Consider the following 25,699-nt stretch of genomic DNA (forward strand, 5'->3'; position numbering starts at 1 on the left):
ATATCAGCGCGCCGTCAACGGGTCTTCATGATTCGTGAAGGGCGGTATTCCGCCACTGTGTGAGTACCGCTCATGGGCAGCACGCGCCGCCCGCTCAAGACGCATGCAGCGCGGTCACCGCCCATTTGCCGTCGCGCGCCAGGGTGCGCGAGACGTCGGCCAGCACCAACCTCGCGGCCAGCGCCGCCGGCGACAATTCGTCGTCCGACAGGCTGGCCAGCAGGTTGGGCCGGAACAGGTCGGCGTCGTCGATCCGCGCCATGGCCAACTGCCCCGGCGCGATGCGGGCGGTGGCGGAACTGGGCTGGATGGTGGCGGCGTAGCCCAGTTGCACCACCTCCATCAACAACGCCAGGCCATCGACTTCGGCCACCACGCGGGGCGTCAACCCGCGCTGCTGGAATCCCCGGCTGACCAGGGCGCGCAGCCCGTGGCGGCCGCTGGGCAGCACCAGCGGCAGGCCCGCGATCTCCTCCAGGCGGGTGGCGGGGCCGGCGGGCAGGCCCGTCATGCCGCGCCCGGCGCACAGGTACAGGGGCTCGTCCAGCAACGGCGTCACGCTCCAGCGGCGCGCCGCTTCGGCATGGAACACGATGGCCAGGTCGAGCTGGCGGCCGTTGAGCATGTCGGCCAGGTGGCCCGACAACGCCTCGACCAGGTGCAGGCGGATGTCCGGATAGCGCGCGTTCATGGCCTGCACGAACGGCGCCCCCAGGATGGAGGCGGTCGTGGACGACAGGCCGACGCTGACGTGGCCGGCCAGGCGCGCCTGCTGCGCGGCATGGACGGCGTCGTCGGCATGGCGCAGCGCGAGCTGTGCCTGGCGGAAAAACGCCAGCCCGGCATCGGTGGGCACCACGCCGCTGGCGCTGCGTTGCAGCAGCCGGGTGGCCAGCTCGCCTTCGAGCCGGCTGATCTGCTGGCTGAGCGCCGACGTCACCATGCCCAGCGACATGGCCGCGCGGCCGATGCTGCCGGCTTCGACGACGCGAACGAAATAACGAAGCTGGCGCAGTTCCATGGCGGGCCCGGGACGATCACGAGGGAAGACTCGCCGATTGTAGGGCGTGGAGCGCGCCATCCCCCTGCCCGGATCCGGGCCGCCCCGGACGGGACAGGCCCGCGCGTCCGGCTCGGTTGCTCAATAGCGCGCGTCCTTGGGCTTCTTGCCGTCCGGCCAGTCCTTGTCCTTGGGCGGAAAGTCCGGCCGCGGCATGTGGGTGAAGTACTCGGCCACGTCGACCGCGTCCTGGTCGGACAGCACCTTGCCCTCGCCCCAGTTGCCATGGGTATTCACGCCCATCGGCATGCTGTTGCGGATGAAGGCCGCCGCCTTGTAGGTGCGGGCCAGTCCGGCGCCGATGTTGAACGATTCCTCGCCCCACAACGGCGGGAACACGATATTGCCGGCGCCGTCGCGCTTGCCTTCGCCATTGGCGCCGTGGCAGGCGGCGCATTGCGCCGCGTACAGGGTCTTGCCGCGGGCCGCATCGGGCACCAGCTTGGTGTCGATGGGCCAGGCATTCTTGATCTGCACCTGGGCGCCGTGCGGCACGTCCTGCGCCAGCCACTTCATGTAGGCCAGCATCGCCAGCATTTCCGGCGACTCCTTGTCCAGCGGCTTGCCGTTCATCGAGCGTTGGAAACAGCCGTTGATGCGGTCCGCCAGCGTCACTTCGCGGCCCGCGCGCGGATTGAACTGCGGGAACGAATTGACCGAATTGATGTAGGGCGCGCCCAGCGGCTTCTTGCCCTGCTGTACATGGCAGCTACTGCAATTGAGGCTGGCGCCGGTATTGTCCGGCAGCAGCCGGCGGGTCTCGTTGAGCAGGCGCTGGCCGTAGCGGATCTGCTCGGCGTTGGGCGCCTTGTCGATCAGGGTGTCGGACGGAATGGTGTAGTCGGGCAGCCGCTTGCCGTCCTTGTCGAGCACGGCGAAAGTCCTGGTTTCGCCGACCGGCGCCGGCGGCGCCGCCAACGCGGCCAGGCCGCCCCCGGCCACCAGCGCCACCGCGGCGGCGATCTTGTAGAGCTTATTCATGCTTGCCTCCCGACACGATGTTCGGCTTCTTGCTGGCCAGGAAACCACGGATGTGCGCGACCTCGTCGCTGGCGATCGGCGGCGCCTGGTTGGTCCAGGCCGTGCGGATGAAGTTGATGACGTCGGTGATGTCCTGGTCGCTCAGGTGGTTGAAGCGCGGCATCGCAAAGGCCATGGCGTCATGGCCATTGGCGGGCATCCTGCCGCCTTCCAGCGTGATCTGGATGATGGACTGGGGGTTCTGCGCGAAGATGGCCGAGTTGCCCGCCAGGGCCGGGAAGATGCGCGGCATGCCCCGGCCATCGGCGCGGTGGCAGATGACGCAATGCTCCATGTAGATCACCGCGCCGCGCGAGTCGTAGCGGCCGGCCAGCAGCGACGCCGTGGTGTCGTCCGCCTTGGCCGGGAACACCGGCGCCTTGCCGGGCACCGGCGGCAGCTTCTTCAGGTAAGCGGCGATGCTGGCCAGGTCGTCGTCGGTGAAATAGCGCGTGCTGTGCTCGACCACGTCGGCCATGGCGCCGAACACCGCCACCCGGTCGGTGCGGCCGGTCTTCAGGAACAGGGCGATGTCGGCCGCGCTCCAGGAGGCCAGGCCGCGGGCCTCGCCGCGCAGGCTCTTGGCGCGCCAGCCGTCGATCACGGCGCCCGACAGGAAGGCGTCGCCGTCGGCCATGGACAGCGCCTTTTCCTGGTAGGCCAGGCCGCGCGGCGTGTGGCAGGCGCCGCAGTGGCCCGGGCCTTCCACCAGGTAGGCGCCGCGCCTGATCTGCTCGTCGGCCCCCGCTGGCGCGGCGAAGTCGCGCTTGCCGGCGAACAGCAGTTGCCACCAGGCCATGGGCCAGCGCATGTTCAGGGGCCACGGGATGGTGGAGTCGGCGCTGGGTTTCTCCACGGGTTCGACCTGCGACATGAAGTAGGCATAGAGCGCCTGGATGTCGCGGTCGGGCATGATGGCGTACGACGGATACGGCATGGCCGGATAGAGCGCCGCGCCGTCCTTGCGGATGCCGTACTGCACCGCGTTCTTGAAATCGGCGTAGCTGTAGGCGCCGATGCCGCTGGCCTTGTCGGGCGTGATATTGGAAGAGTAGATAGTGCCGACCGGCGTCTGCATCGCCAGGCCGCCCGCGAAGGGCTTGTCGCCCGGCACGCTGTGACAGGCGACACAGTCGGCGGTGCGCGCGAGGTAGGCGCCGGCTTCGGCCAGCCGGCGATCCTGCGGATCGACGGCGGCGGTGGCGTCCGTCTTGCGGATGGCGGTCAACAGGTGCGCGCCGCCGATGCCGCCGCCTATTCCCAGCAGCGCCACCAGCGCCACCGCCTTGATCCCGAAATGCTTCATTCTGACCCTCCGTTGCGTGCCGGGCAGCGCGCACGTCGGGGGTTCGTACTGCGTCGTCCAGCTTATGGAGGCAGCTTACGCCTTTCAGTAATAACCATATTACCGAAAAGCATTAAAGGATCGGGGTTGTTTGACGGGGCGCAAACCACTGCGCGTCCTCCGACTCATTAACAGGGCAAGAATCGGGAAGCGGTCAGATTTGGGGCGGGAGCGGCGGACCTGGCGGCCGCGCCGACCCGCGCCAATGACCACCCTCAGCCCGGGATCGTCAGACCCTTGACCACCGCCGGACGCGCCACGAAGGCCTCCAGCACGCGGGCGACGTTCTTGAACTGCGAGAACTCGACCAGATCGCCGGCGCCATAGAAACCGACCAGGTTGCGCACCCACGGCAGGATGGCGATATCGGCAATGGTGTATTGCTCGCCCATGACCCAGTCGCGCCCTTCCAGGCGCTTGTCCAGCACGCCCAGCAGGCGCTTGGATTCGGCCACGTAGCGGTCGCGCGGACGCTTGTCCTCGTAGTCCTTGCCGGCGAACTTGTGGAAGAAGCCCAACTGGCCGAACATCGGGCCGATGCCACCCATCTGGAACATCACCCATTGCAGGGTCTCGTAGCGGCCGGCGGTGTCGGCCGGGATGAACTGGCCGGTCTTGCTGGCCAGGTACACCAGGATGGCGCCGGACTCGAACAGCGCCAGCGGCTTGCCGTCCGGACCGTTGGGGTCGAGGATGGCCGGGATCTTGTTGTTCGGGCTGAGCGACAGGAATTCCGGCGAGAACTGGTCCTGCGAGTCGAAACTGACCCGATGCGGCTCATAGGGCAGGCCCAGCTCTTCCAGCAGGATCGACACCTTGACGCCGTTGGGCGTGGGCAGCGAATACAACTGGATGCGGTCGGGATGCTGGGCCGGCCATTTCCGGGTGATGGCGAACGCGTCGAGGGAGGACATGCGGGGGAGCTCCTGGAGATCCGGTGGCGGTAAGGGATGACGATCGTGACAGGCGGGACGCCTGGCTGGCGCCCCGCGCGCGTCGGGCAAATGTAGCGCAAATCGCCCGCAAGCAAACGCCCGCCGGCCGCGCCGCGGGCTCCCACGGCGCAACACAGTGTTCCAGCGGAAAGCCCATCGTCAGCGGCCCCGGCGGCGAAGGCTCCAGCCTGCTCCCCCACGCCCCGGGCAGCGCGCGGCCGCGCCATCCACAGCCGCGCCCGGCGCGTCGGCCTCAGGCGTGGTTCTTCTGCGGCAGCACGGTCAAGGCCACCAGCGCCACCACGCAGGCGCCCATCACGTACAGCGCCGGCGCGAAGGCCACGCCGGTGGTGTAGGTGATCCAGGTCAGGATGGCCGGCGCGAAGCCGCCCAGCACCGTCACCGCGGTGTTGTAGGCCAGGGACATGCCGGACGAGCGCACCGCCGTCGGGAACACCTCCGACAGCGCCGACGGCGCGGTGCCGACGTACAGCGCCACCAGCAGGCAGAACGACGACTGCACCACGATCAGCGCGAGCTGCGTATGGTTGGCCTGCAGCCACATCATCAGCGGATACACCGCGATCAGCAGCAACAGCGCCGAGGCGCGCAGCACGGCGCGCCGGCCGTAGCGGTCGGACAGCGTGCCCGAGAAGAAGCAGCCGCCGATCAGGAAAAGGTTGCCGATCAGCGCGCCCAGGAAGGCCTGAGAGCTGGTGAAACCCATGCTCTTTTGCACGTAGATCGGCATGAAGATGATCAGCGCGTAGGGACCGATGGCCCACAGCACCGACATGCACAGGCCGGTGAACAGCTCGCGCGGATAATCGCGCAGCACGCTCAACAGCGGTGCCTTGACGGGCTTGCCGCTGGCGGCCTGGCGCTGCTGTTCCTCGCGGAAATGCGGCGTCTCGTCCAGCGTGCGGCGCATCCACAGGCCCACCGGCGCGATCGACAGGCCGACGATGAACGGAATGCGCCAGCCCCATTCGCCCACCTGGTCTTCCGTCAGCAGCGTCGTGACCAGCGTGGCGACCAGCGCGCCCAGCAGGTTGGAGATGCCCATGCTGGCCTGCAGCCACGAGGCATACTGGCCACGCTTGCCGGCGGGCGCGTGCTCGACCAGGAAGGCGGTGGCGCCGCCCACTTCGCCGCCGGCCGAGAAGCCCTGCAGCATGCGGCCGCAGACGATCAGCAGGGGCGCGCCCACGCCGATGGCGGCGTACGGCGGCGCGATGGCGATCAGCAGCGTGCCCAGCGCCATCAGCATGATGGTCATGGTCAGCGCCGCCTTGCGGCCGGCGCGGTCGCCATAGGCCCCCAGCACCAGCGCGCCCAGCGGCCGCACCACGAAGCCCAGCCCGAAGGCCAGGAACGAGGCCATCAGTTGCACCGTCGGATCGGCATTGTGGAAGAAGTTCTGCCCGATATACACCGCGAATAGCGCGTAGACCGAAAAGTCGTACCACTCCAGCGCGTTGCCGATGGAGGCGGCGATGACCGCCTTCTTGGCGCCCTTGTGCTCGTCGGCGCCCGCGTGGGCGGCATTGCCCCCCGCCATCCCCGCGCCCGGGTTGATTGCGATGTTTTTCATTGACGTTCCCGTTGATTCGCCCCGTGTCCGGGGCTGTTATGTGTTGCCTTTCAAACCCGCGTCGCCATCGTGTCGATGCGGTCGATGTCCTTCTTGCCGACTCCGCCCAGCGCGTAGCCGGTGAAGTCCATGCCCAGTGCCTTCTCGACGATGGGGTAGACCGACGCGTCGGTGACACTCGATGACAGCGGGATGTGCTGCTTGGACACGTGCAGGATGGACACCTGCAGGCCCTCGCGCAGCTTGCCGGCGCTGACCGGATTGCCGTCGGCGTCCAGCGTGGTGATCACGTCCGGATAGCAGGCGATGCGCACGCCCTGCGCGTCGGTCACAGCCATGTGTTCGTTCATGACGTGGATGACGCGCTTGCCCGCGCCCTCGCCGATTTCGATGGTGCCGATGTCGAAGGCTTCCTCGGTGTACTTGAGCGTGTTGCGCGCCACCTTGCCCGAACCGATGATCTCGCCCTGCGTGGCCTTGCAGATGGCCTCGATGATGGCGCTGCCGCCCTTGGGCTGCGCCGCCAGGATCGCCTCGCCCAGCGCCAGCGCGCGGCTGATGCCGCCCAGCGCGGCGTGGCGCCGCACGTAGGACGCGCGGATCGGGTTGCGGCAACTGGCGATGAAGCCGCCAGCCATGTCGGCGGCGCGGCGCAATACCGGCGACACCTTGCCGGTGGCGCCATGCACGGTCAGCTCCATATAGGCATTGTTGGCGCGGTTGCCGCCCACGGCGCACTGGATCATCGGCTCGGGGCTGCCGGCCAGGCCCAGCGAGCCCATGTCGCCGGTGGGATGGGCGCGGATATCGCCCACCGCGTCCACCACCTTGGTGCCCAGCACCGCCGACGGCAGCCAGCCGTTGAGCGTGCTGGACATGCCGTTCTGGCCGATGATGAGGCCATACAGGCGCTCGCCCAGCGCATCCTGCAGGCGCTCGGCCGCCTTGACGTAGTCGATGCCCAGCATCTGCCAGTCGGTCAGGCCGCCCGGCGCGCCAATGGCGGCGGCGGTGGCGATCCAGGCGTCATCGGGCACTTCGTCCATCGACACCAGCTCGGGCCGGCCGATGGTCACAGCCAGCGATCCCAGTTCGCGGCCATGCTCGGCCCAGCCGCCCCCGCCACAGGCGAATACCGAGCCGCCCCTGACCGCGGCCTCGACGTCCCGCATCGTCAAGATTCTTCCCATTGCTGCACCCTTCCTTTCCCGATTGCGTTAGCAGCGCCAGCGGCGCGCGCGCTAGACAGACGAGCGCATCATAGGAACCAATCCCTTTAATGTCGTATTACCTTTTATGCCTTGTTCATAACATTGGGTTAACGGTGGGGCGCGCCCCGGGCAAGGGGCAATCCCGGGACGGAACGGACCTAGGGATATCCCCAGGCGGCGGCAGGGGGAAGATCAGGCGCCGGCAGGCAGATCCAGTGTCACCAGCACGTCGATGAAGGCCTGCGCCAGCCGCGACAGCGGCTGCAATTGCAGGTGGAACACGTTGACCGGCGCGTTGACCGTGTCGGCGATCGGCACCGTCACCACATCCGACCAGATCGGCCCGGCCACGGTGATCTCGTCCGCCAGCGCCACGCCGGCGCCGGCCTGCACCAGGGCGCAGGCCACGTGCGCCTGCTGCACCTCGATGCGCGGCTCGGGCTGCGCGTCCTCGGCGCCGAACAGCTTGTGCACCAGCATGCCGAAGGGAATGTCGGCGCTGTAGCCGATCAGCGGCTCGCGCGCCAGTTCGGCGGCGGTGACCTGGCGGCGTCCGGCCAGCGGATGGCCGGCGGGAAGCACCGCGACGATGCGGTTCTCGTACAGCGGCCGGGTCGCCAGGCTGGGATGGTTCACGGGCATGTAGGCCACGCCCAGCTCGACCTGCTGGGTCAGCAGCGACTGTTCCATCGCCGCCGGAATCTGCGTCTGCAGCACGATGCGGATTTCCGGATGCAGTTGGCGAAAACGGGCGATGGCGCGCGGCAGCAGCGACTGGCCCAGGCTCGGGCTACAGGCCAGGCGCAATTGGCCCTCGCGGTTCTCGGCCAGGTTGTCGGCCACCTCGTTGACGCGCTGCACGTTCTGGTAAAGCGCGGTCACTTCGACGAACAGCCGACGCGCCTCCGGCGTGGGGTAGAGCCGCCCCTTGATGCGCTCGAACAGCATCAGGCCCAGGCGCTGCTCGGTGTAGGCGATCAGCCGGCTGACGGCCGGCTGGGACACGAACAGCAGCTTGGAAGCGCCGCTGATCGAGCCGCTCAACATGATGGCGCGGAAGACCTCGATCTGGCGCAGATTCAATTTCATATGCTTAACCTGATGTTAATTCCCATGCACATATAAGCATAAGACGTTTTGAATCGCGCTTACTACACTGCCCTACAGTTCTTCATTGGATGGAAGGGGTCATGAGCGATTTCGATTGGGTGGTGCGCGGCAATATCGTCGATCCGCACGTTATCGTGGAAAACGGCTGGCTGGCCGTGCGGGACGGCAGGATCGCCGCGCGCGGCATCGGCGCGCCCCCCGCGGCGCGCGACAGCGTCGACGCCAGCGGGCAGTGGATCATTCCCGGCGTGGTCGACGGCCAGGTGCACTCCGGCAGCCAGGCCAACCAGGAAGGCCTGGGCTGGGCCTCGCGCGCGGCCGCCGCCGGCGGCGTCACGGTCATGGTCGACATGCCCTACGACGATCCCGAGCCGGTCGCCTCGCGCCCGCACCTGGACGCCAAGATCGCCGAGGTCGAGCGCGACTGCCACGTCGACGTGGGGCTGTTCGGCACCCTGAACAAGGAACACGGCCTGGCGGCCGCCGCCGGCCTGATCGAAGGCGGCGTCTGTGCCTTCAAGTTCTCGACCTTCGAAGCCACCCCGGGCCGCTTCCCGCGTATCGAGGAAGACGACCTGTACGAGGCCTTCCGCCTGATCGCGCCGTCCGGCCTGGTGTGCGGCGTGCACAACCAGATGCAGGAAATGACGCGCAAGAACATCGCCCGCCTGATCGAGGCCGACGACACCGGCTGGGATGCCTTCATGCGCGCCCATACGCCGCTGATCGAGAACCTGGCCACCGCGCTGATCTACGAGATCGGCGCCGAGACCGGCGCCCGCGCCCACGCGGTGCACGTCTCGACCTCGCGCGGTTTCGAGATCTGCAACATGTACCGCCGCAACGGCCACCGCGCCAGCATCGAGACCTGCGTGCAGTACCTGATGCTGAACCACGAGGAACACACGCGCCGCTTCGGCGCCAAGACCAAGCATTACCCGCCGATCCGCCCCAAGGCCGAGGTCGACCTGCTGTGGACCCACATCGCCAACGACGAATGCACCTTCGTGTCGTCGGATCACGTCAGTTGGGGCCTGGAGCGCAAGCAGAACCCCAACGTCTTCAAGAACTCGTCCGGCGGCCCGGGCCTGGAAACGCTGCTGCCGGCCTTCTGGACCGGTTGCGAGGAACACGGCATCTCGCCGTCGATGGTGGTGCGCCAGTTGTGCGACAACCCCGCGCGCCACTTCCTGCTGGATGACCGCAAGGGCACGCTGGAGGCCGGCAAGGACGCCGACATCGTCATCCTGACGCCGGAACGCCATGCCTACGATCCGTCCACCAGCCTGTCGGCGGTGCAATGGAGTTCGTTCGAGGGCCGCGAGTTCACCGTGCGCGTGGCCGGCACGTGGTGCCGCGGCCAGCAGGTCTATGACGGCCGCCGCATCGTCAACAACCCGGGCGACGGCCGCTTCCTGCGCCCGCGCAAGGCATGAACGGCATGGCCATGTCCTTTCCGCCGTTGAACGCCGAACGCCTCTGGGCCCGCGTCGAGACCCTGTCGCGCTACACCCTGCCCGACCAACCCTGGACCCGCCGCGCCTTTTCGCCGCTGTTCCTGCAAGCGCGCGAGTGGCTGCGCGGCGAGTTCGAGGCCGCCGGCCTGGCCACCCGCCTGGACGCCGGCGGCAACCTCATCGGCACGCGCGCCGGCCGCAACGCGCACCGCAAGCCCATCGCCACCGGCTCGCACTGCGACACCGTCATGAGCGGCGGCCGCTTCGACGGCATCATCGGCGTGCTGGCCGGCATCGAGGTCGCCCACACCATGCGGGAACACGGCATCGAACTGGAGCACCCGTTCGAGGTCATCGACTTCCTGTCGGAAGAACCCAGCGACTACGGCATCTCCTGCGTCGGCAGCCGCGCCCTGAGCGGCCAACTCAGCGCCGACATGCTGGCTGCCCGCAACGCCGACGGCGAGACGCTGGCGCAGGGCATCGCCCGCATCGGCGGCGACCCCAGCGCGCTGGCCCGGCCCCTGCGCGGCCCGGACGGCACCGCCGCCTTCGTCGAACTGCACATCGAGCAAGGCCCCGTGCTGGAAAGCCGCCAGCTGCCCATCGGCGTGGTCACCAACATCGTCGGCATCCGCCGCGTGCTGATCACGGTCGAAGGCCAGCCCGACCACGCCGGCACCACGCCCATGGACATCCGCCGCGATGCCCTTGTGGGCGCGGCCCGCATCATCGACGCCGCCAGCCGCCAGGCCAGCGCCGCCAGCGGCCATCCGCACTACGTGGTCGCCACCGTCGGCAAGCTCGCCATGACGCCCAACGCCGCCAACGCCGTGCCCGGCCGCGTCGAGCTGACGCTGGAAATGCGCAGCGACAGCAACCCGGTGCTGGACGCCTTCCCCGAAACCCTGATGGCCGGCGTGGCCGCCGACCTGAAGGCCCTGCGCCTGACCGCCGGCTTCGTGCAGTTGAGCCGGGCCCAGCCCACCGACTGCACCCCGCTGGTGATGGACGCGGTGCAGGCCGCCGCCGACCAGCTCGGCTACGCCAGCATGCGCCTGCCCAGCGGCGCCGGCCACGACGCCGTCTACATGGCGCCCACCGGCCCCATCGGCATGATCTTCATCCCCTGCCTGAACGGACGCAGCCACTGCCCCGAGGAGTGGATCGAGCCGGCGCAGTTGCTGGACGGCACCCGCGTGCTGTACCAGACCGTGCTGGAACTGGATCGCAGGTTGCGCGGCTAGCGCGGCGACCCAGCCGCGCCGGGCAGGACGCCGCGCACGGCCGCGGCGGCCAGCGCCAGCGGCAGCGCGATATCCCACTGCGCCAGGAACAATTCGAAGGTCGCCTCCCAGCGCGCCCAGGTGGCGCCGAATACCTGTGGGTCCGGCGGCCCGAGGTAGATGGCGAGCAATGCGGCCACCGCGACTAGCCCGGCGCGTCCAAGCGCCGGGAGACGGCTGCGCGCCAATCGCTCCGCCAGCGCCAGGGCCGCCGTCGCGGCCAGCCCAGCGAATGCCGCGTGCAGGAAGAAATCGACGCGCTCGTACATATAGGGCGCCTCGGGAATTTCCAACCCATAGCTGCCCGTGCGCAATTTGGCGGTCAGGCGGGCGCCGAACAAAGACGCGGTGGCGAAGAACAACAGGAAATCGCACAGGCGCGACAGGAATCTGGACATGCGTGATAGTCGGGAGACGGCGGGCAGCCCACAGCATGCCACAGAGCCGCTCCGCGTCGCCCACGCATGCGCCGGCCGGGCTACATTACCCGGCATCCCGACCACCCGCGCCACCGCCATGTCCGCCCTCCGCCTGTTCTGCCTGCTTGCGCTGCTCTGCCTGCCGCCCGGTTTGGCGTCGGCCGCCACGCTCACGGACCAGCGTTATGGTCCGGACGCCGCGCAACTTGCCGACGTCTATCTGCCCGCCGCGCCCGGCGCGCCGCTCGCCCCGATCCTGGTGCTGGTGCATGGCGGCTCCTGGTTGCACGGCGACAAGGCCGCACCCGATTTCATCCAGGGCAAGCTGGCGCGCTGGCTGCCGCTGGGCTTCGTGGTCGTCTCCGTCAATACCCGCCTGCTGCCCGACGCGGGGCCGCGGGAACAGGCCGAGGACCTGGGGCTGGCCGTGGCCTGGGCCCAGCGCGAGGCCGCCGGCTGGCGGGCCGATCCGGCGCGCATCCTGATCATGGGCCATTCCTCGGGCGGCCATCTGCAGGCCCTGCTGGCGGCCGACGCCCCGCTACGCGAGCGCACCGGCGCCCGCCCCTGGTTGGCCAACATCATCCTGGACGGCACGCCCTTCGATCTGCCGGGCATCATGGCCGCCGAGCACGCGCCGTTCTATGACAAGGCATTCGGCAGCGATCCGGCCTATTGGCGCGCCGCCTCGCCCGCCGCGCAACTGAGCGGCCCCAACCCGCCGACGCTGCTGGTCTGCTCGTCGTTGCGGCCGCACTCATGCCAGCGTTCGCGCGACTACGCGCAACGGTTGAGCGAGCACGGCGGCCAGGCGCAGGTGCTGCCGGTGGCGCGCAATCACGGGCAAATCAATACCGATGTCGGCGGCGACAACGAACAGACCCGGGCGATCATCGCATTCATCGATGCGCAATTGCGGCGCCAGCCCGCCCGCGCGGACACCCATGGACAATAGACGGGCAAACCCGCAACGCTGGCGCATCGGCGCCTGGCTGGCCTTGGGCGACGGCGTGCTGCTGGCCGGCGGCGCGGCGCTGTGCGCGCTGCCGCTGCTGGCCTGGGCGCTGCTGCCGGGCGCGGCCGCCCTGGCGGGCGTGGCGCTCACGCTGCCCGCGCTAGTGTCCGGCGTCATCATGCTCAGGACGCCGTTCAGCGCCGCCCCCGACACCAGCGAGGAAGGCCTGCCGCTGCGGCGTGACGACGCGCCCGGCCTGTTCGAAGCGCTCGACGGCATCCGCGACGCGATGGCCGCGCCGCCGCTGGATGCGATCTATCTCGACGGCGAATTCAACGCCGCCATCCGCCAACACCGCAGGCTGGGCGGCAAGACCCGCAACGTCCTGTGGCTGGGGCTGCCGCTGCTCGACATGCTGTCGCCATCGGCCTGCCGCGCCATCCTGGCACATGAATACGCCCACATCGCGCAACGTCATGGCCGCTACGCCGGCCGCGTGTATTTCGCGCGCCTGCAATGGCAGGAAGTCGCCCGCCGGCTGGACCGGCGCCGGCGCCTCTCCAGCGCGCCGCTGCGGCTGTTCGTGGCCTGGTACGTGCCGCGCTTCCTGGCGGTCAGCCTGGACTTCGCCCGGCAGTGCGAAGTCCAGGCCGATGCCGAAGCCGCGCGCGTCTGCGGCCAGCCCGCCATGGCCGAGGCGCTGTCGGCCATGGCGCTGCTATGGCGGGCGTTGCGCGACGCCTGGCCGGCGCTGCTCGCCGCCAGCGATCCGCCGCGGCCCTACGCGGCGTTGGCGGCGCGGGACGCGCTGGCCGCGCCTGCCGACGAAGCCGAAGCCCGCGTCTGGCTGCACGCCGCCCTCTGCGCCACGACCGCCGACGGCGATACACACCCGTCACTGGCGGATCGCCTGGCCGCGCTGGCGGCCGATCCGGCCCGGCCGTTGCCGTGGCGCCGCGCCGCCCCCACCGCCGCGCAGGCCTGGTTGTCCGGCCAGCGCGCGTCCCTGGCGGCCCGGCTCGACGCGTGCTGCGCGGCGCAATCGGCTGACGAGGCCGCGCAGGTCCGCCAGGAGCGGGAAGCGCTCACCGCCCAGTACCACGACCTGCTGCGCAAACGCCGCATCCGCGCCTTGTCGGCCGACGAGACCGCGCGCTGCGCCTGGTTGCGGGGCACCCTGGACGACGACGTCGCGGGCGCCGCCCTGCTGGCCGAAGACGGCCTGCGGCTGGCGCCCGGCCATCCCGCCCTGCTGGCCCAATTGGCGCGCTGCCGCCAGCGCGAGGGGCATCCACGGGAAGCCGCGGACCACTGGCTTCGCGTCGCGGACCACGCCGGCCCGGAACAATTGCCCAGCCTGCGCCAGCTCAGCCTGGCGGCCCTGCGCGCGGGCGACCACGCACTGGCCGAGGACTACCGCCGCCGGGCCGACGCCCTGCAGCAATCCCCCCCGCGCGCGGACGCGGCGGACGGCTACCATCCGCACGACCTGTCGCCCGCCGAGCTCGGCAAGCTGGCCGACACGCTCGACCCGTTGCTGCGCATCGCCACCGGCGCCTGGCTGCTGCGCCCGGCCGCCGGCGGCCGCTATCGGCTGCTGGTGCTGGCGCGCGACGCCGCCCTGCTGCGCCTCATCGGCCGCCTCACCGGCGAACCCAGTTACCTGCGGCGCGATTGCGAACAACTGCTGGGCCGGCTGCTGCCGCGCCTGCGCCTGGACGTGGAGGCCGACATCATGGCCGCCGGCGATCCCCGGCTCGCCTGGTGCGTCGAGCAGGCGCGCGTGCGCCGCCCTGCCTGACGGTCGCCTGACACGCCGCGCGCCGTGCAACTTTCCGCCCGGCGCGCGGTCGATCCACCACACCACGCCCTCCGGCAGGCCGGCGGCCACCACCGCCCCCCGGGCAGGCGGGTGAATGGCAACCCGCCCGACCGGACAAAGGCACCCGCAATGCGTTCTCTTTCTTTCTCCTTCCGTGGCGGCGCCCTGCCCGCCGTCGCGCGCTGGCGCTACCTCGCCTGCCTGCCGCTGATCCTGCTGGGCGCCCAGGCGCTGGCCGCGCCGCGCCAGTGCGAACCGGCGCCGCCCGGCCCGCGCGACCTCGAAGGCACCGGCTACTACACCGACGCCGCCCACTCGAAGATCGACCCCGCGCTGCAGGCCCGCAACCAGGCCCAGACCAAGCCGCTGAACGATTACGCCCGCCGCATTGCCGACCTGTCCGACGCCTACCTGGCCCATGGCGACGCCGCCGCCGGCCAATGCGCGCTGGCGTGGCTTGCAGCCTGGGCCAAGGACGACGCCATGCTCGGCCGCATGATCCACGGCAACAACGACCAGGCCGACTACCTGCGCGAATGGACCCACGGCGCGGCGGCCATGGCCTATCTCAAGACCCTGCCGCTGGCCACGCCGGCGCAGCGCGGCCTCATCGCCTCCTGGCTCGAACAGCTATCGCGCGCCAACCTCGCCTACTGGGACGATCCCCGGCACAAGCGCAACAACCACTATTACTGGACCGGTGTCGGCGTCATGGCGACCGCCCTCGCCACCCGCGATGCCGGCCTGCTGCGCAGCGCGCAGACGATCTACCGCAAGGGCATCGACGACATCCAGGCCGACGGCAGCCTGCCCATGGAAATGGCGCGCGGCGGCCGCGCGCTGCACTATCACGACTATGCCGCCGCGCCCTTGGTGACAATGGCCGAGCTGGCCTTTGAAGACGGCCAGGACTGGTATGGCTACCGCGACGGCGCGCTTGGCCGGCTGGCGCGGCGCGTGGCCGAGGGCTACCGCGACAGCGCCTGGTTCGCGCGTCAGGCCGGGGTGGCGCAGCAGGACCGGCAGCCGCATGGATTCACGGGCTGGGTCGAGTTCTACCGCCGCCATGCGCCGCAAGCGCACGTCTTCGACGCCCTGCACGCCGCCGGGCCGTACGACGAGCCCCGCCTGGGCGGCGACCTGACGCTGATGGCGACCCACGGCATCCTGCCCCGCTCGTGACGCCGGCGCACCGCCCGGACGGGCCGCGCCAGGCGTAAACTGAACCGTGACGACAAGCTGTATGCGGCCGCCGAGGGGCAGCCGCCGGAGATCGCCATGCAAACCACCGCCACTCGCACACTCGCCCTGCTGGCCGCCCTGCTGATACTGGGCGGCTGTTCCTCGCTGGGTCCCGGCGGCCCGCCGCATCCGGGCGCGGTCAATCCCTACAGCAGCGGCGGTTTCCACGACGCCGGCCCGAACTACCCGGACACCGGCCCCTGAGCGCCCTGGCCGGCGTCCACCACGGCCACTTCCCGCACTTTCGCCAGCGCGATGCGCCACGACACGTGTCTGGCGCCGCCCCGGCGCGCCTTGAAGCGCCGGTTCGCCGCAGACGCCAATGCGCCCCAGGGCGCTTGCGCCAAGATCGGACGGAAGGTAAATTGTTGACAATCAATCGCCCCGAACGGGCTTTAATCGGTTTTTCACTGGAAAAATCATCAGATTGTTGACACAATGAGCAAAGTGCTGACGCTGCCCGGCGCCGCCTCCGGCGATAGCGAGACCCTGGCGGAACACATCTTCCGCAAGATCCAGTCCGCCATCGTCAAGGGCGAGATCGCCCCCGGCAGCAAAATTTCCGAACCGGAACTGGCGCGCATCCACGGCGTCAGCCGCGGCCCGCTGCGCGAGGCCCTGCACCGGCTCGAAGGCCAACGGCTGCTGGTGCGCGTGCCGCACGCCGGCGCCCGCGTGGTGTCGCTCAGCCCGCAGGAACTGGCCGAACTCTACGAAATCCGCGAATCGCTCGAAGGCATGGCCTGCCGCCTGGCGGCCGAGCGCATGGCGCCGGCCGAAGTCGAGCAGGTGCGCCAGGTGCTGCACGCCCACGAGAAGGACGAGGCCTTCCAGGCCGGCACCGGCTATTACCAGCAGGAGGGCGACTACGATTTCCACTACCGCATCGTCAAGGGCAGCGGCAACCAGATGCTGTTCCGCATGCTGTGCGACGAGCTCTACCAACTGGCGCGGATGTACCGTATCCAGTACTCGACCACTCCCAACCGCCCGCGGCAGTCGTATGCCGAGCATCACCGCATTCTCGACGCCATCGCCGACCGCGATGGCGAGCTGGCCGAACTCCTGATGCGCCGCCACATCCGCGCATCCCGTCTCAACATTGAAAAACAGATCGCTCAGGGCAACCTGAAGCGCACCGAGGCATGAACAAATCCTATCGCAAGCCCCTGCAAGGCACCCGCCTGGACTATTTCGACGCGCGCGCCGCCGTGGACGCCATCGCCCCCGGCGCCTACGACCGCCTGCCCTACACCTCGCGCGTGCACGCCGAGAACCTGGTGCGCCGCTGCGATCCGGCGCTGCTGACCGACGCGCTCAAGCAGTTGATCGAACGCCGCCGCGACCTGGACTTCCCGTGGTATCCGGCGCGCGTGGTCTGTCATGACATCCTCGGCCAGACCGCGCTGGTCGACCTGGCCGGCCTGCGCGACGCCATCGCCGACAAGGGCGGCGACCCCGCCAAGGTCAACCCGGTGGTGCCGGTGCAACTGATCGTCGACCACTCGCTGGCGGTGGAATACGGCGGCAACGATCCCGACGCCTTCGCCAAGAACCGCGCGGTGGAAGACCGCCGCAACGAAGACCGCTTCCACTTCATCGACTGGACCAAGCAGGCCTTCCGCAACATAGAAGTGGTGCCCCCGGGCAACGGCATCATGCACCAGATCAACCTGGAGCGGATGTCGCCGGTGATCTACACGCAGGATGGCGTGGCCTTCCCCGACACGCTGGTCGGCACCGACAGCCACACCCCGCACGTGGACGCGCTGGGCGTCATCGCCATCGGCGTGGGCGGCCTGGAAGCCGAGAACGTGATGCTGGGCCGCGCCTCGTGGATGCGCCTGCCCGACATCATCGGCGTCGAACTGACCGGCCGCGCCGGCCCCGGCATCACCGCCACCGACGTGGTGCTGACGCTGACCGAATTCCTGCGCAAGGAAAAAGTCGTGGGCGCCTACCTGGAGTTCCACGGCGAAGGCGCCGCCAGCCTGACGCTGGGCGACCGCGCCACCATCTCCAACATGGCGCCCGAATACGGCGCCACCGCCGCGATGTTCGCCATCGATCAGCAGACCATCGACTACCTGCGCCTGACCGGCCGCGAGGACGAGCAGATCGCGCTGGTGGAAACCTACGCCAAGACCGCCGGCCTGTGGGCCGACAGCCTCAAGACGGCCGAGTACGAGCGCGTGCTGCGCTTTGACCTGTCGACCGTGGTGCGCACCCTGGCCGGCCCGTCCAACCCGCACCGCCGCCTGCCGGTTTCCGACCTGGCCGAACGCGGCATCGCCGGCACGGTCGAGAACCAACCGGGCCTGATGCCCGACGGCGCCGTCATCATCGCCGCCATCACCAGTTGCACCAACACCAGCAATCCGCGCAACGTCATCGCCGCCGGCCTGCTGGCGCGCAACGCCAACCGCGCCGGCCTGACGCGCAAGCCGTGGGTCAAGAGCTCGCTGGCGCCCGGCTCCAAGGCCGTGGCCCTGTACCTGGACGAAGCCGGCCTGACCGCCGACCTGGAGAAACTCGGCTTCGGCGTCGTGGCGTTTGCCTGTACCACCTGCAACGGCATGTCGGGCGCGCTCGACCCCGTGATCCAGCAGGAGATCATCGACCGCGACCTCTACGCCACCGCCGTGCTGTCCGGCAACCGCAATTTCGACGGCCGCATCCACCCCTACGCCAAGCAGGCCTTCCTGGCCTCGCCGCCGCTGGTGGTGGCCTACGCCATCGCCGGCACCATCCGCTTCGACATCGAGCGCGACGTGCTGGGCACCGACGCCAGCGGCCGCGAGATCCGCCTGAAGGACATCTGGCCCAGCGACGAAGAGATCGACGCCATGGTCAAGGCCGCCGTCAAGCCGGAACAGTTCCGCAAGGTCTACGCGCCCATGTTCGGCCTGCGCAACGAACGCGACGCCGCGGTCGAGCCGCTGTACGCGTGGCGCCCGCAGAGCACCTATATCCGCCGTCCGCCGTACTGGGAAGGCGCGCTGGCCGGCGAGCGCACGCTGCGCGGCATGCGTCCCCTGGCCGTGCTCGGCGACAACATCACCACCGACCACCTGTCGCCGTCCAACGCCATCCTGATGGACAGCGCCGCCGGCGAATACCTGCACAAGATGGGCCTGCCGGAAGAGGACTTCAACTCCTACGCCACCCACCGCGGCGACCACCTGACCGCGCAGCGCGCCACCTTCGCCAATCCCAAGCTGTTCAACGAGATGGTCAGGAACGCCGACGGCACGGTCAAGCAGGGCTCGCTGGCCCGCGTGGAACCGGAAGGCAAGGAGATGCGCATGTGGGAAGCCATCGAGACCTACATGGACCGCAAGCAGCCGCTGATCATCGTGGCCGGCGCCGACTACGGCCAGGGCTCGTCGCGCGACTGGGCCGCCAAGGGCGTGCGCCTGGCCGGCGTCGAGGCCATTGCCGCCGAAGGCTTCGAGCGCATCCACCGCACCAACCTCATCGGCATGGGCGTGCTGCCGCTGGAATTCAAGCCCGGCGTGAATCGCAAGACGCTGGCCCTGGACGGCACCGAGACCTACGACGTGGTGGGCGAGCGCAAGCCGCGCGCCGACCTGACGCTGGTGATCCACCGCCGCGACGGCGAGACCCTGGAAGTGCCGATGACCTGTCGCCTCGACACCGCCGAGGAAGTGTCCATCTACGAAGCCGGCGGCGTGCTGCAACGCTTCGCGCAGGACTTCCTGGAAGCCGAATCGGCCGCCGGTTCGGCCAAGAAGGCCGGCTGACCCCCCACAGCATGGCGGGCGCCGCGGCGCCCGCCTTCCCCACCCAAGACATCAGGACTGCCCCATGGCCCATGCCCCCCAGATCAAGATTCCCGCCACCTACATGCGCGGTGGCACCAGCAAAGGCGTGTTCTTCAAGCTCGACGATCTGCCCGAATCCGCCCGCGTGCCGGGCCCGGCCCGCGACGCGCTGCTGATGCGCGTGATCGGCAGCCCCGACCCCTACGGCAAGCAGATCGACGGCATGGGTGCGGCCACTTCCAGCACCAGCAAGACCGTCATCATCGGCAAGAGCAGCCGCCCCGAACATGACGTCGACTACCTGTTCGGCCAGGTCTCGATCGACCAGGCCTTCGTCGACTGGAGCGGCAACTGCGGCAACCTGTCGGCCGCCGTCGGCCCCTTCGCCATCACCAATGGCCTGGTGGACCCGGCCCGCGTGCCGCGCAACGGCATCGCCGTGGTGCGCATCTGGCAGGCCAACATCCAGAAGACAATCATCGCCCACGTGCCGATCACCGACGGCGCGGTGCAGGAGACCGGCGACTTCGAGCTGGACGGCGTGACCTTCCCGGCCGCCGAGCTGCAACTGGAATTCATGAACCCGGCCGAGGAAGGCGACGGCGGCTCGATGTTCCCCACCGGCAATCTGGTGGACGACCTGGAAGTGCCCGGCGTGGGCACCTTCAAGGCCACCATGATCAACTCCGGCATTCCCACCATCTTCCTGGACGCCGAGGCGCTGGGCTACACCGGCACCGAGCTGCAGGACGACATCAACGGCGACGCCGCCGCCCTGGCGCGCTTCGAGACCATCCGCGCCCACGGCGCGCTGCGCATGGGCCTGATCCAGAAACTGGAAGAAGCCGCCGCGCGCCAGCACACGCCCAAGGTGGCCTTTGTGGCCCGCCCCAAGGCCTACACGTCCTCCAGCGGCAAGCAGATCGGCGCCGGCGACATCGACGTGCTGGTGCGCGCCCTGTCCATGGGCAAGCTGCACCACGCCATGATGGGCACCGCCTCGGTCGCCATCGCCACCGCCGCGGCCGTGCCGGGCACGCTGGTCAACCTGGCGGCCGGCGGCGGCCAGCGCGACCAGGTCAACTTCGGCCACCCCTCGGGCACGCTGCGCGTCGGCGCCCAGGCCCAACTGATCGACGGCGAATGGACCGTCACCAAGGCCATCATGAGCCGCAGCGCGCGCGTGCTGATGGAAGGCCGGGTGCACGTGCCGCCCACCGGGTTCTGAGGCGACCGACGCCGACCGGGCCGCTACTACCTGATTCCCCAACCCTATGCGCAGGTCAAGGCCGACATCGAGCAAGGCCTTGCCGGCAAGGACCTGGGCGGCTTCGATGGCCGCGACCTGCCCGACCAGATCCGCTGCGACTACTCGATGGCGTGCCGCTGACCCCGGCCGGCGCGGCGCGCCGCCCGGCATCGCGCGGCCGGGCGGCCGCTTACTGGGCCTTGTCCTTCGGCGCGCTGGCCACCAGCGCGTCAAAATCCTTGTCCAGCGCGGCCAGCGAATCGGCGATGTGGGCGCGGCGTTCCTTGATCCACTTGTCCTGCGAGGCCAGTTGCTCGCGCGCCTCCTTGATCATGCGCTCCATTTCCGCCGGCTGAGGCCCGCCACTGGTGGCGCGGTTCTTGACGATGGCGACCGGGTCCAGCGTCGAACGGAACTCGGCCTCGCTCATCGGCAGTTCGTTCGGGTATTTGGAACCCTTCATCGCCTCGGCGTAGATGCGGCGCGCCTGGTCATACGGGAAGTCCAGCGGCTTGATGTTGTTGGCCTTGGCGTAGCTCACCACCTCGGAGGCGAAGTGGTGGCCGTCGCGGAACGGCAGCTTGTACTTGCGCATCAGCACGTCAGCCAGTTCCTGCGAAGCGGTCCAGTCGCTGTTCAGTTCCTCCAGCGCGCGGTCCGGGCTGATCACCATGGCCTTGAGCACGCGGTCCCAGCGCTTGAGCGCGGAGATGCCGGCGTCGACCATGGCCGAGTTCTGCTTGACGTCCTTGGGGTCGCTCATGCCTGGCGTGATGTTGTGCGTCTGGATCACCGGCCCCATGGCCAGCGTCACCGCCGTCGACGCGTCGCTGCGGGTGTCATTGAGCAGGCCCGGATTGCGCTTTTGCGGCATGGCGCTGGACACGTAGGTGTTGCCGCCGCCCTCTTCCAGCAGGATCCAGGGCCGCGACTGGGCATACTGCGTCATCACGTCCTCGACGAAGTTGCCGGTGCGCAGCGCGATGCTGGTGACGATCGACGCCACTTCCACCGGCTGGTCCATTGACGAGATCTGCGAGGCGTCATAGGCGTTGTCCACCAGCGCGGTGAAGCCCAGGTACTGCGCCATGCGCTTGCGGTCCAGCGGCCAACTGGTGCCGTTTAGCACGGTGGTGCCCATGGGCGAGCGGTCGATGCGCGCGTAGGCTTCGCGGATGCGTTGGGCGTCGCGCGCCAGGCCGGCGGCCTGTCCCAGCAGGTAGTGGCCATAGCTGTTCGGCTGGGCCGCCACGCCGTTGGTGTAGTTGGGCACAATGGTGGCGCTGTGCTTGGCGGCCAGCTCCACCAGCGTGGTTGACGTGGCATTGAGCTGGTCCGCCAGTTCCAGCAGCTTGTCGCGCAGGATGGCGCTGCGGTAGGTGGCGTGCATGTCCTGGCTGGAACGGCCGGCATGCAGCAGCGTCACGTCCTCGCCCGCGGCCTTGATCAGCAGCGGCTCGAAGGTGATGACGCTGGCCGGCCGCTTGGCGCCGGGCTGGTTGCCATCATTGATCACCTTGGCCACGCCCGCCGCCAGGCGCGGCGCCATGGCCTTGTCGAGCAGCCCCTGGTCGGTGTTGATCACGGCCGTGGCCTTGTTGATCTCGCCCAGCCAGAAGAAAGGATCGTGCGGCGGCTTGGCGGCGGCGGGCGCCTGCTGGGCCGAGGCGGCATGGGCGCCGAGGGACAAAACGAGGGCTGCGCCCAGGGCGGGCAGGAAGTGTCTCATGGTGTTCTCGTTATGAGGGGGAAATCAAACCCCTGTATCAAACACCATTTTTGCGCCCCGTGTGCCACAAAATGCAATCCGCCATGCAACGGGCCGGGCGCGACCGCCCACGCCTGCGGGTTGACCCCTATGCCTGGCGGCCAGTCGAATGCTATGCCGCCGACGCTGGCACCGCCCAGCGCAACACGAAGCGCGCCCCGCCCATCGGGCTGTCCGTGACACTGATGGCGCCACGGTGCCCGACCGCGACGCGCTGCGCGATCGCCAGCCCCAGCCCGGCGCCGCCGGTGCCGCGATCGCGGCTTTCATCCAGCCGGATGAAGGGTTCGAAAATCCGTTCGCGATCGGCCACCGGAATGCCCGGTCCGTCGTCGTCCACGATCAGCTCGAAATGCCCCGCTGACGTGTGCGTCAGCGCGACTTCGACGCGGCCCCGCGCATAGCGCACCGCGTTCTGCACCAGGTTCAGCAGGGCCCGGCTCATATAGCGCGGATGCAGGCACACGTGCGGGGGATGGCCGTCCGCCACGACGCAGCGCACATTGCGCGCCTCGGCCTGGTGCGCCACCTGGGCCAGGGCCTCGCCCAGCCAGTCGCGCGTGTCCACGGTTTCCAACCGCACGGCCTCTTCGGTGGGCCGTTCCAGCCGCGCGTACACCAACAGCTCCGCCACCATGCTCTCCAGCTCCGAAATGTCCGCGCGCATGTCGCGCAAGACCGGCTGATGCGCTGGCGGCAGGCCGCCGCGCCCCAGTTGGTCCACCTCGAACGACAGCCGCGCCAGCGGCGTGCGCAGCTCATGCGAGACGGCGTTGGTCAGGCTGCGCTGATTCTCGATCAACGCGGCAATGCGCTCGGCCATGTGATTGAAACTCTCGCCGACGTGACGGATCCCGGCGATGCGCGACAGGCGCACGCGCATGCTCAGTTCCCCGTGCCCCATGCGCAGCGCGGCATTGCGCAGCGCGTCCATGTCGCGCCACATCGGCAACGCCCACAGCGCCAGCAGGCCGATCGCCACCACGATCCCCAGGCACAGCCAGACGGACAGGGCGACCACGGTGTCGAACACGTTGGGCAGGCGCAACTCCAGCCACTGCGCGGGCTCGCCCGGCAACGGCAGCAGGTGGGTGTCGAAATCGTCGCGCATCACGACGCCCATGGTCTGCCATTGCTCGCGCTCATCCTCGGTCAGGTGGACCTGATGCGCTTGCAGCAAGCGCATCGCGATGCCGTAATGTGGCTGCACCTGGTCGCGCAGCACGTCTTCGCGCCGCGCCGGCGGCACCGCGTCCAACCGCTCATGCAACTCGTAGAACTGGCCCCGCAGCGATTGGAAGGCAACCTCTTCGACCATCGGCTTGAGCAGCGCCCCCAGCCCCTTGTCCACGAACAGATAGGCCAGCCCCAGGCTGATCAGCACCACGACAACGACACGAATGAGAAATCTGAGCATCAGTAGCCTTCGGGCCGGCGGCGGGCGCGTCCGCGCAGCGAGGGCGGGCGGAGAGGGATGATGGAAACGCGCGGACGGCCGCAATGGCGGATCGCGCGGGCCGCGGCGGATGCGCGCCCCGGGATGATAGAAAACAAGCCGGCGGCCGTTCCGCCGCCTTTTGTGTGGGATTTGTGAAAAAAAGTGAAACGCCGGCGGGCCGCGGTGCCGCTAGCCGTCGCGGCGATCGACCCGCGCGGCCATGCCGCAGATCAGGCGGCCCTGTCGGGCGCGGCGCCCGCCATGCCCCGTCACCCCAGGTATTCGACGTTGCCGCACACCGAAATGCTCTGGCCGCTGATCATCGCGCCCTCGTCCGAGCACAGGAACGCGACCTGATTGGCGATATCCTCGGGCTGCGTCATCCTGCGCAGCGACACCTTCTCCACCAGTTGCGCGCGCATGACATCGTTGCTGACGCCGCCGGCCGCCGCGCGCGCGGCGATGATGCGCTCGACCCGCTCGCCCGCCACCACGCCGGGCAGCACCGAATTGACGCGGATGCCGGACGGTCCCAGCTCCATCGCCCAGGTCTGCGTCAGCCCCGCCAATCCGAACTTGCTGGCGCTGTAGGGGCTGCGCAGCGAAAAGCCCAGGCGCCCCGCGACCGACGAGATATTGATGATCGCCCCGCCGCCCGCCTCGCGCAGCAGCGGCACCGCGCCGCGCGCGCACAGGAACGTGCCGGTCAGGTTGACGTCGAGCGTGGCGCGCCACGCCGCCAGGTCCGTCTCCTCCAGCCGGCTGGTGGGGCCCGACACGCCAGCGTTGTTCACCAGCGCGTCGAGCCGGCCCCAGCGCGTGGCCAGGTCCGTGAACATGGCCAGCACCTGGGCCTCATCGGATACATCCGTGACGCTGCCGCTCAAGCCCGGATGCGCCCGCACGGCGGCCTGCACCGCCTCTGCCGCCACATCACAGATATGCACCTGCGCCCCCGACGCCAGGAACTTGCGCGCGATCGCCAGCCCGATTCCCCCCGCGCCAGCGGTGACCAGGACCCGCTTGCCTTGCAACGATTCGATCATCAGGCTTCATCCTTTGAAAAATGCCGCATCGGTCTCACAGCGCGAATGCCGGCCGCACGCCGCCCCGCAGCGGCAGGCCCATGATCTCGCGCGCCTCGGCGGGCGTCGCGGGCTCCATGTCCAGCTCGCGGATGATGCGCACGATGCGCTCGGTCAGTTGCACGTTGGTCGCCAGCTCGCCATGGCGGTAATACAGGTTGTCCTCCAGCCCGACCCGCGCATGCCCGCCCAGCAGCAGCGCGCTGATGTTGGCTTCGAGCTGCGACGGTCCGATGCCGCTGACGCAGAAGATGCTGTTCCTGGGAAGCAGGTCCACCATCATCTGCAAATGGCGCGGCGAGAACGGCATCGCGTTCTGGAAGTTGCGGTGCACATTCATCACCAGGTTGATGAAATGCGGCTCCTCGTCCAGCCCTTCGTTGATCAACGTGGTCGCGTCCTGCAGGATATGGGTCGGGCTGAACACCTCCCACTCCGGCTTGATGCCGCGCGCCTTCATGCCGGCCGCCAGTTCGCGGGCGCGGGACAAGGGCGTGTTCATCAGGTATTCGCGGTCGCCGAAGGCCAGGTTCAGCGTGGTGGCGTCCAGCGTGCACATCTCGGCGCCGGCGTCCATGCCCTTGAGCCGCTCTTCCCACAGGATCTCCCAGGTGCCCGGCGTGGTTTCCCTGACCATGTCGCCGTGCACGCCGCCGCCCGTGGAATTGTTCAGCACGATGTCGCAGCGCTCACGGATGCGCTGGTTCATGTCGCGGTAGATGGCCGCGTCGCAGGTGGCCTGGTCGTCGGGACGGCGCGCATGCAGCGCGACCACGCTGGCCCCGGCGTTGTAGCAGCGGTAGACGTCCTCGGCGATCTCGGCCGGCTGGGTCGGCAGATGCGGGTTCTGGCTCTTGAACGCCATGCCCCCGGTGGGAGCAATGGTCACGATCACTTTGCGTTTTGCCATGGCGATTC

At 69.2% G+C, this 25,699-nt stretch carries 21 protein-coding genes; 9 read left to right on the forward strand and 12 right to left on the reverse strand.

The window, feature by feature from the left end:
• Positions 1-94: 94 nt before the first annotated feature.
• The 7 genes from ACUDCK_RS25215 to ACUDCK_RS25245 all read right to left on the reverse strand — a co-directional run bounded on the left by ACUDCK_RS25215 (position 95) and on the right by ACUDCK_RS25245 (position 8,254).
• Positions 95-1,021, reverse strand: a complete 927-nt coding sequence (locus tag ACUDCK_RS25215) for a LysR family transcriptional regulator (RefSeq protein ID WP_049076303.1) — start codon at positions 1,019-1,021, stop codon at positions 95-97.
• 120 nt (positions 1,022-1,141) lie between these two features.
• Positions 1,142-2,041, reverse strand: coding sequence for a c-type cytochrome (locus ACUDCK_RS25220; protein ID WP_175167045.1), 900 nt, complete (start codon positions 2,039-2,041; stop codon positions 1,142-1,144).
• Complete coding sequence (locus ACUDCK_RS25225) at positions 2,034-3,386, reverse strand: c-type cytochrome (RefSeq protein WP_175167044.1); 1,353 nt, start codon at positions 3,384-3,386, stop codon at positions 2,034-2,036. Before ACUDCK_RS25225 ends, ACUDCK_RS25220 begins: the two co-directional genes overlap by 8 nt.
• 254 nt (positions 3,387-3,640) lie before the next feature.
• The gene (locus ACUDCK_RS25230; protein WP_169536007.1) at positions 3,641-4,339 is read right to left on the reverse strand and encodes a glutathione S-transferase N-terminal domain-containing protein; all 699 of its coding nucleotides are present in this window, start codon (positions 4,337-4,339) and stop codon (positions 3,641-3,643) included.
• Positions 4,340-4,613: 274 nt separating this feature from the next.
• Positions 4,614-5,954 carry an MFS transporter gene (locus ACUDCK_RS25235; RefSeq protein WP_081273461.1) on the reverse strand — a complete coding sequence of 447 codons (1,341 nt, stop codon included), beginning with the start codon at positions 5,952-5,954 and terminating at the stop codon, positions 4,614-4,616.
• Positions 5,955-6,004: 50 nt separating this feature from the next.
• The gene (locus tag ACUDCK_RS25240; RefSeq protein WP_175167043.1) at positions 6,005-7,144 is read right to left on the reverse strand and encodes a DUF917 domain-containing protein; all 1,140 of its coding nucleotides are present in this window, start codon (positions 7,142-7,144) and stop codon (positions 6,005-6,007) included.
• A gap of 213 nt (positions 7,145-7,357) precedes the next feature.
• The gene (locus tag ACUDCK_RS25245) at positions 7,358-8,254 is read right to left on the reverse strand and encodes a LysR family transcriptional regulator (RefSeq protein ID WP_049076313.1); all 897 of its coding nucleotides are present in this window, start codon (positions 8,252-8,254) and stop codon (positions 7,358-7,360) included.
• Between the two features lie 101 nt (positions 8,255-8,355).
• On the opposite strand from ACUDCK_RS25245, the gene ACUDCK_RS25250 reads away from it, so the two are divergent.
• A complete protein-coding gene (locus ACUDCK_RS25250) occupies positions 8,356-9,711 on the forward strand; it encodes a dihydroorotase (RefSeq protein ID WP_175167042.1) in 1,356 nt (451 codons plus the stop codon).
• Between the two features lie 5 nt (positions 9,712-9,716).
• The gene (locus tag ACUDCK_RS25255; RefSeq protein WP_175167041.1) at positions 9,717-10,979 is read left to right on the forward strand and encodes a Zn-dependent hydrolase; all 1,263 of its coding nucleotides are present in this window, start codon (positions 9,717-9,719) and stop codon (positions 10,977-10,979) included.
• Here ACUDCK_RS25255 and ACUDCK_RS25260 read toward each other — a convergent pair.
• On the reverse strand, positions 10,976-11,416 hold the full coding sequence (locus tag ACUDCK_RS25260) for a hypothetical protein (protein ID WP_175167040.1): 441 nt from the start codon (positions 11,414-11,416) through the stop codon (positions 10,976-10,978). The two genes, ACUDCK_RS25255 and ACUDCK_RS25260, sit on opposite strands and share 4 nt — an antisense overlap.
• Positions 11,417-11,534: 118 nt before the next feature.
• Between ACUDCK_RS25260 and ACUDCK_RS25265 the strand changes: the two genes are divergently transcribed.
• The 7 genes from ACUDCK_RS25265 (at position 11,535) to prpF (ending at position 20,469) form a co-directional block, all read left to right on the forward strand.
• Complete coding sequence (locus ACUDCK_RS25265) at positions 11,535-12,392, forward strand: alpha/beta hydrolase (RefSeq protein ID WP_175167039.1); 858 nt, start codon at positions 11,535-11,537, stop codon at positions 12,390-12,392.
• Positions 12,382-14,193: a M48 family metalloprotease gene (locus tag ACUDCK_RS25270; RefSeq protein WP_445659266.1), complete on the forward strand. Its 1,812-nt coding sequence runs from the start codon at positions 12,382-12,384 to the stop codon at positions 14,191-14,193. Before ACUDCK_RS25265 ends, ACUDCK_RS25270 begins: the two co-directional genes overlap by 11 nt.
• A 150-nt stretch (positions 14,194-14,343) precedes the next feature.
• Positions 14,344-15,396 carry an alginate lyase family protein gene (locus ACUDCK_RS25275; protein ID WP_175167037.1) on the forward strand — a complete coding sequence of 351 codons (1,053 nt, stop codon included), beginning with the start codon at positions 14,344-14,346 and terminating at the stop codon, positions 15,394-15,396.
• 96 nt (positions 15,397-15,492) lie between these two features.
• On the forward strand, positions 15,493-15,660 hold the full coding sequence (locus ACUDCK_RS25280) for a hypothetical protein (RefSeq protein WP_116791614.1): 168 nt from the start codon (positions 15,493-15,495) through the stop codon (positions 15,658-15,660).
• Positions 15,661-15,894: 234 nt separating this feature from the next.
• The gene (locus ACUDCK_RS25285; protein WP_049076328.1) at positions 15,895-16,605 is read left to right on the forward strand and encodes a GntR family transcriptional regulator; all 711 of its coding nucleotides are present in this window, start codon (positions 15,895-15,897) and stop codon (positions 16,603-16,605) included.
• Positions 16,602-19,220, forward strand: a complete 2,619-nt coding sequence (gene acnD / locus ACUDCK_RS25290; RefSeq protein ID WP_144655586.1) for a Fe/S-dependent 2-methylisocitrate dehydratase AcnD — start codon at positions 16,602-16,604, stop codon at positions 19,218-19,220. Before ACUDCK_RS25285 ends, acnD begins: the two co-directional genes overlap by 4 nt.
• Before the next feature lie 64 nt (positions 19,221-19,284).
• Positions 19,285-20,469 carry a 2-methylaconitate cis-trans isomerase PrpF gene (gene prpF / locus ACUDCK_RS25295; RefSeq protein WP_144655587.1) on the forward strand — a complete coding sequence of 395 codons (1,185 nt, stop codon included), beginning with the start codon at positions 19,285-19,287 and terminating at the stop codon, positions 20,467-20,469.
• Between the two features lie 211 nt (positions 20,470-20,680).
• Here prpF and ACUDCK_RS25300 read toward each other — a convergent pair whose 3' ends face one another.
• From ACUDCK_RS25300 to ACUDCK_RS25315, 4 genes are all read right to left on the reverse strand, one after another.
• Entirely contained in the window at positions 20,681-22,219 is a 1,539-nt protein-coding gene (locus ACUDCK_RS25300; protein WP_063584550.1) for an argininosuccinate lyase, read from the reverse strand.
• Between the two features lie 151 nt (positions 22,220-22,370).
• Positions 22,371-23,675, reverse strand: a complete 1,305-nt coding sequence (locus ACUDCK_RS25305; protein WP_116791618.1) for an ATP-binding protein — start codon at positions 23,673-23,675, stop codon at positions 22,371-22,373.
• A 290-nt stretch (positions 23,676-23,965) separates the two neighbouring features.
• Complete coding sequence (locus tag ACUDCK_RS25310; RefSeq protein ID WP_116791619.1) at positions 23,966-24,742, reverse strand: SDR family oxidoreductase; 777 nt, start codon at positions 24,740-24,742, stop codon at positions 23,966-23,968.
• A 34-nt stretch (positions 24,743-24,776) separates the two neighbouring features.
• On the reverse strand, positions 24,777-25,691 hold the full coding sequence (locus ACUDCK_RS25315; protein ID WP_049076344.1) for a BKACE family enzyme: 915 nt from the start codon (positions 25,689-25,691) through the stop codon (positions 24,777-24,779).
• Positions 25,692-25,699 lie beyond the last annotated feature (8 nt).

The sequence above is a fragment of the Achromobacter sp. CF-sbj1-Ac2-l genome (genome assembly GCF_052698165.1).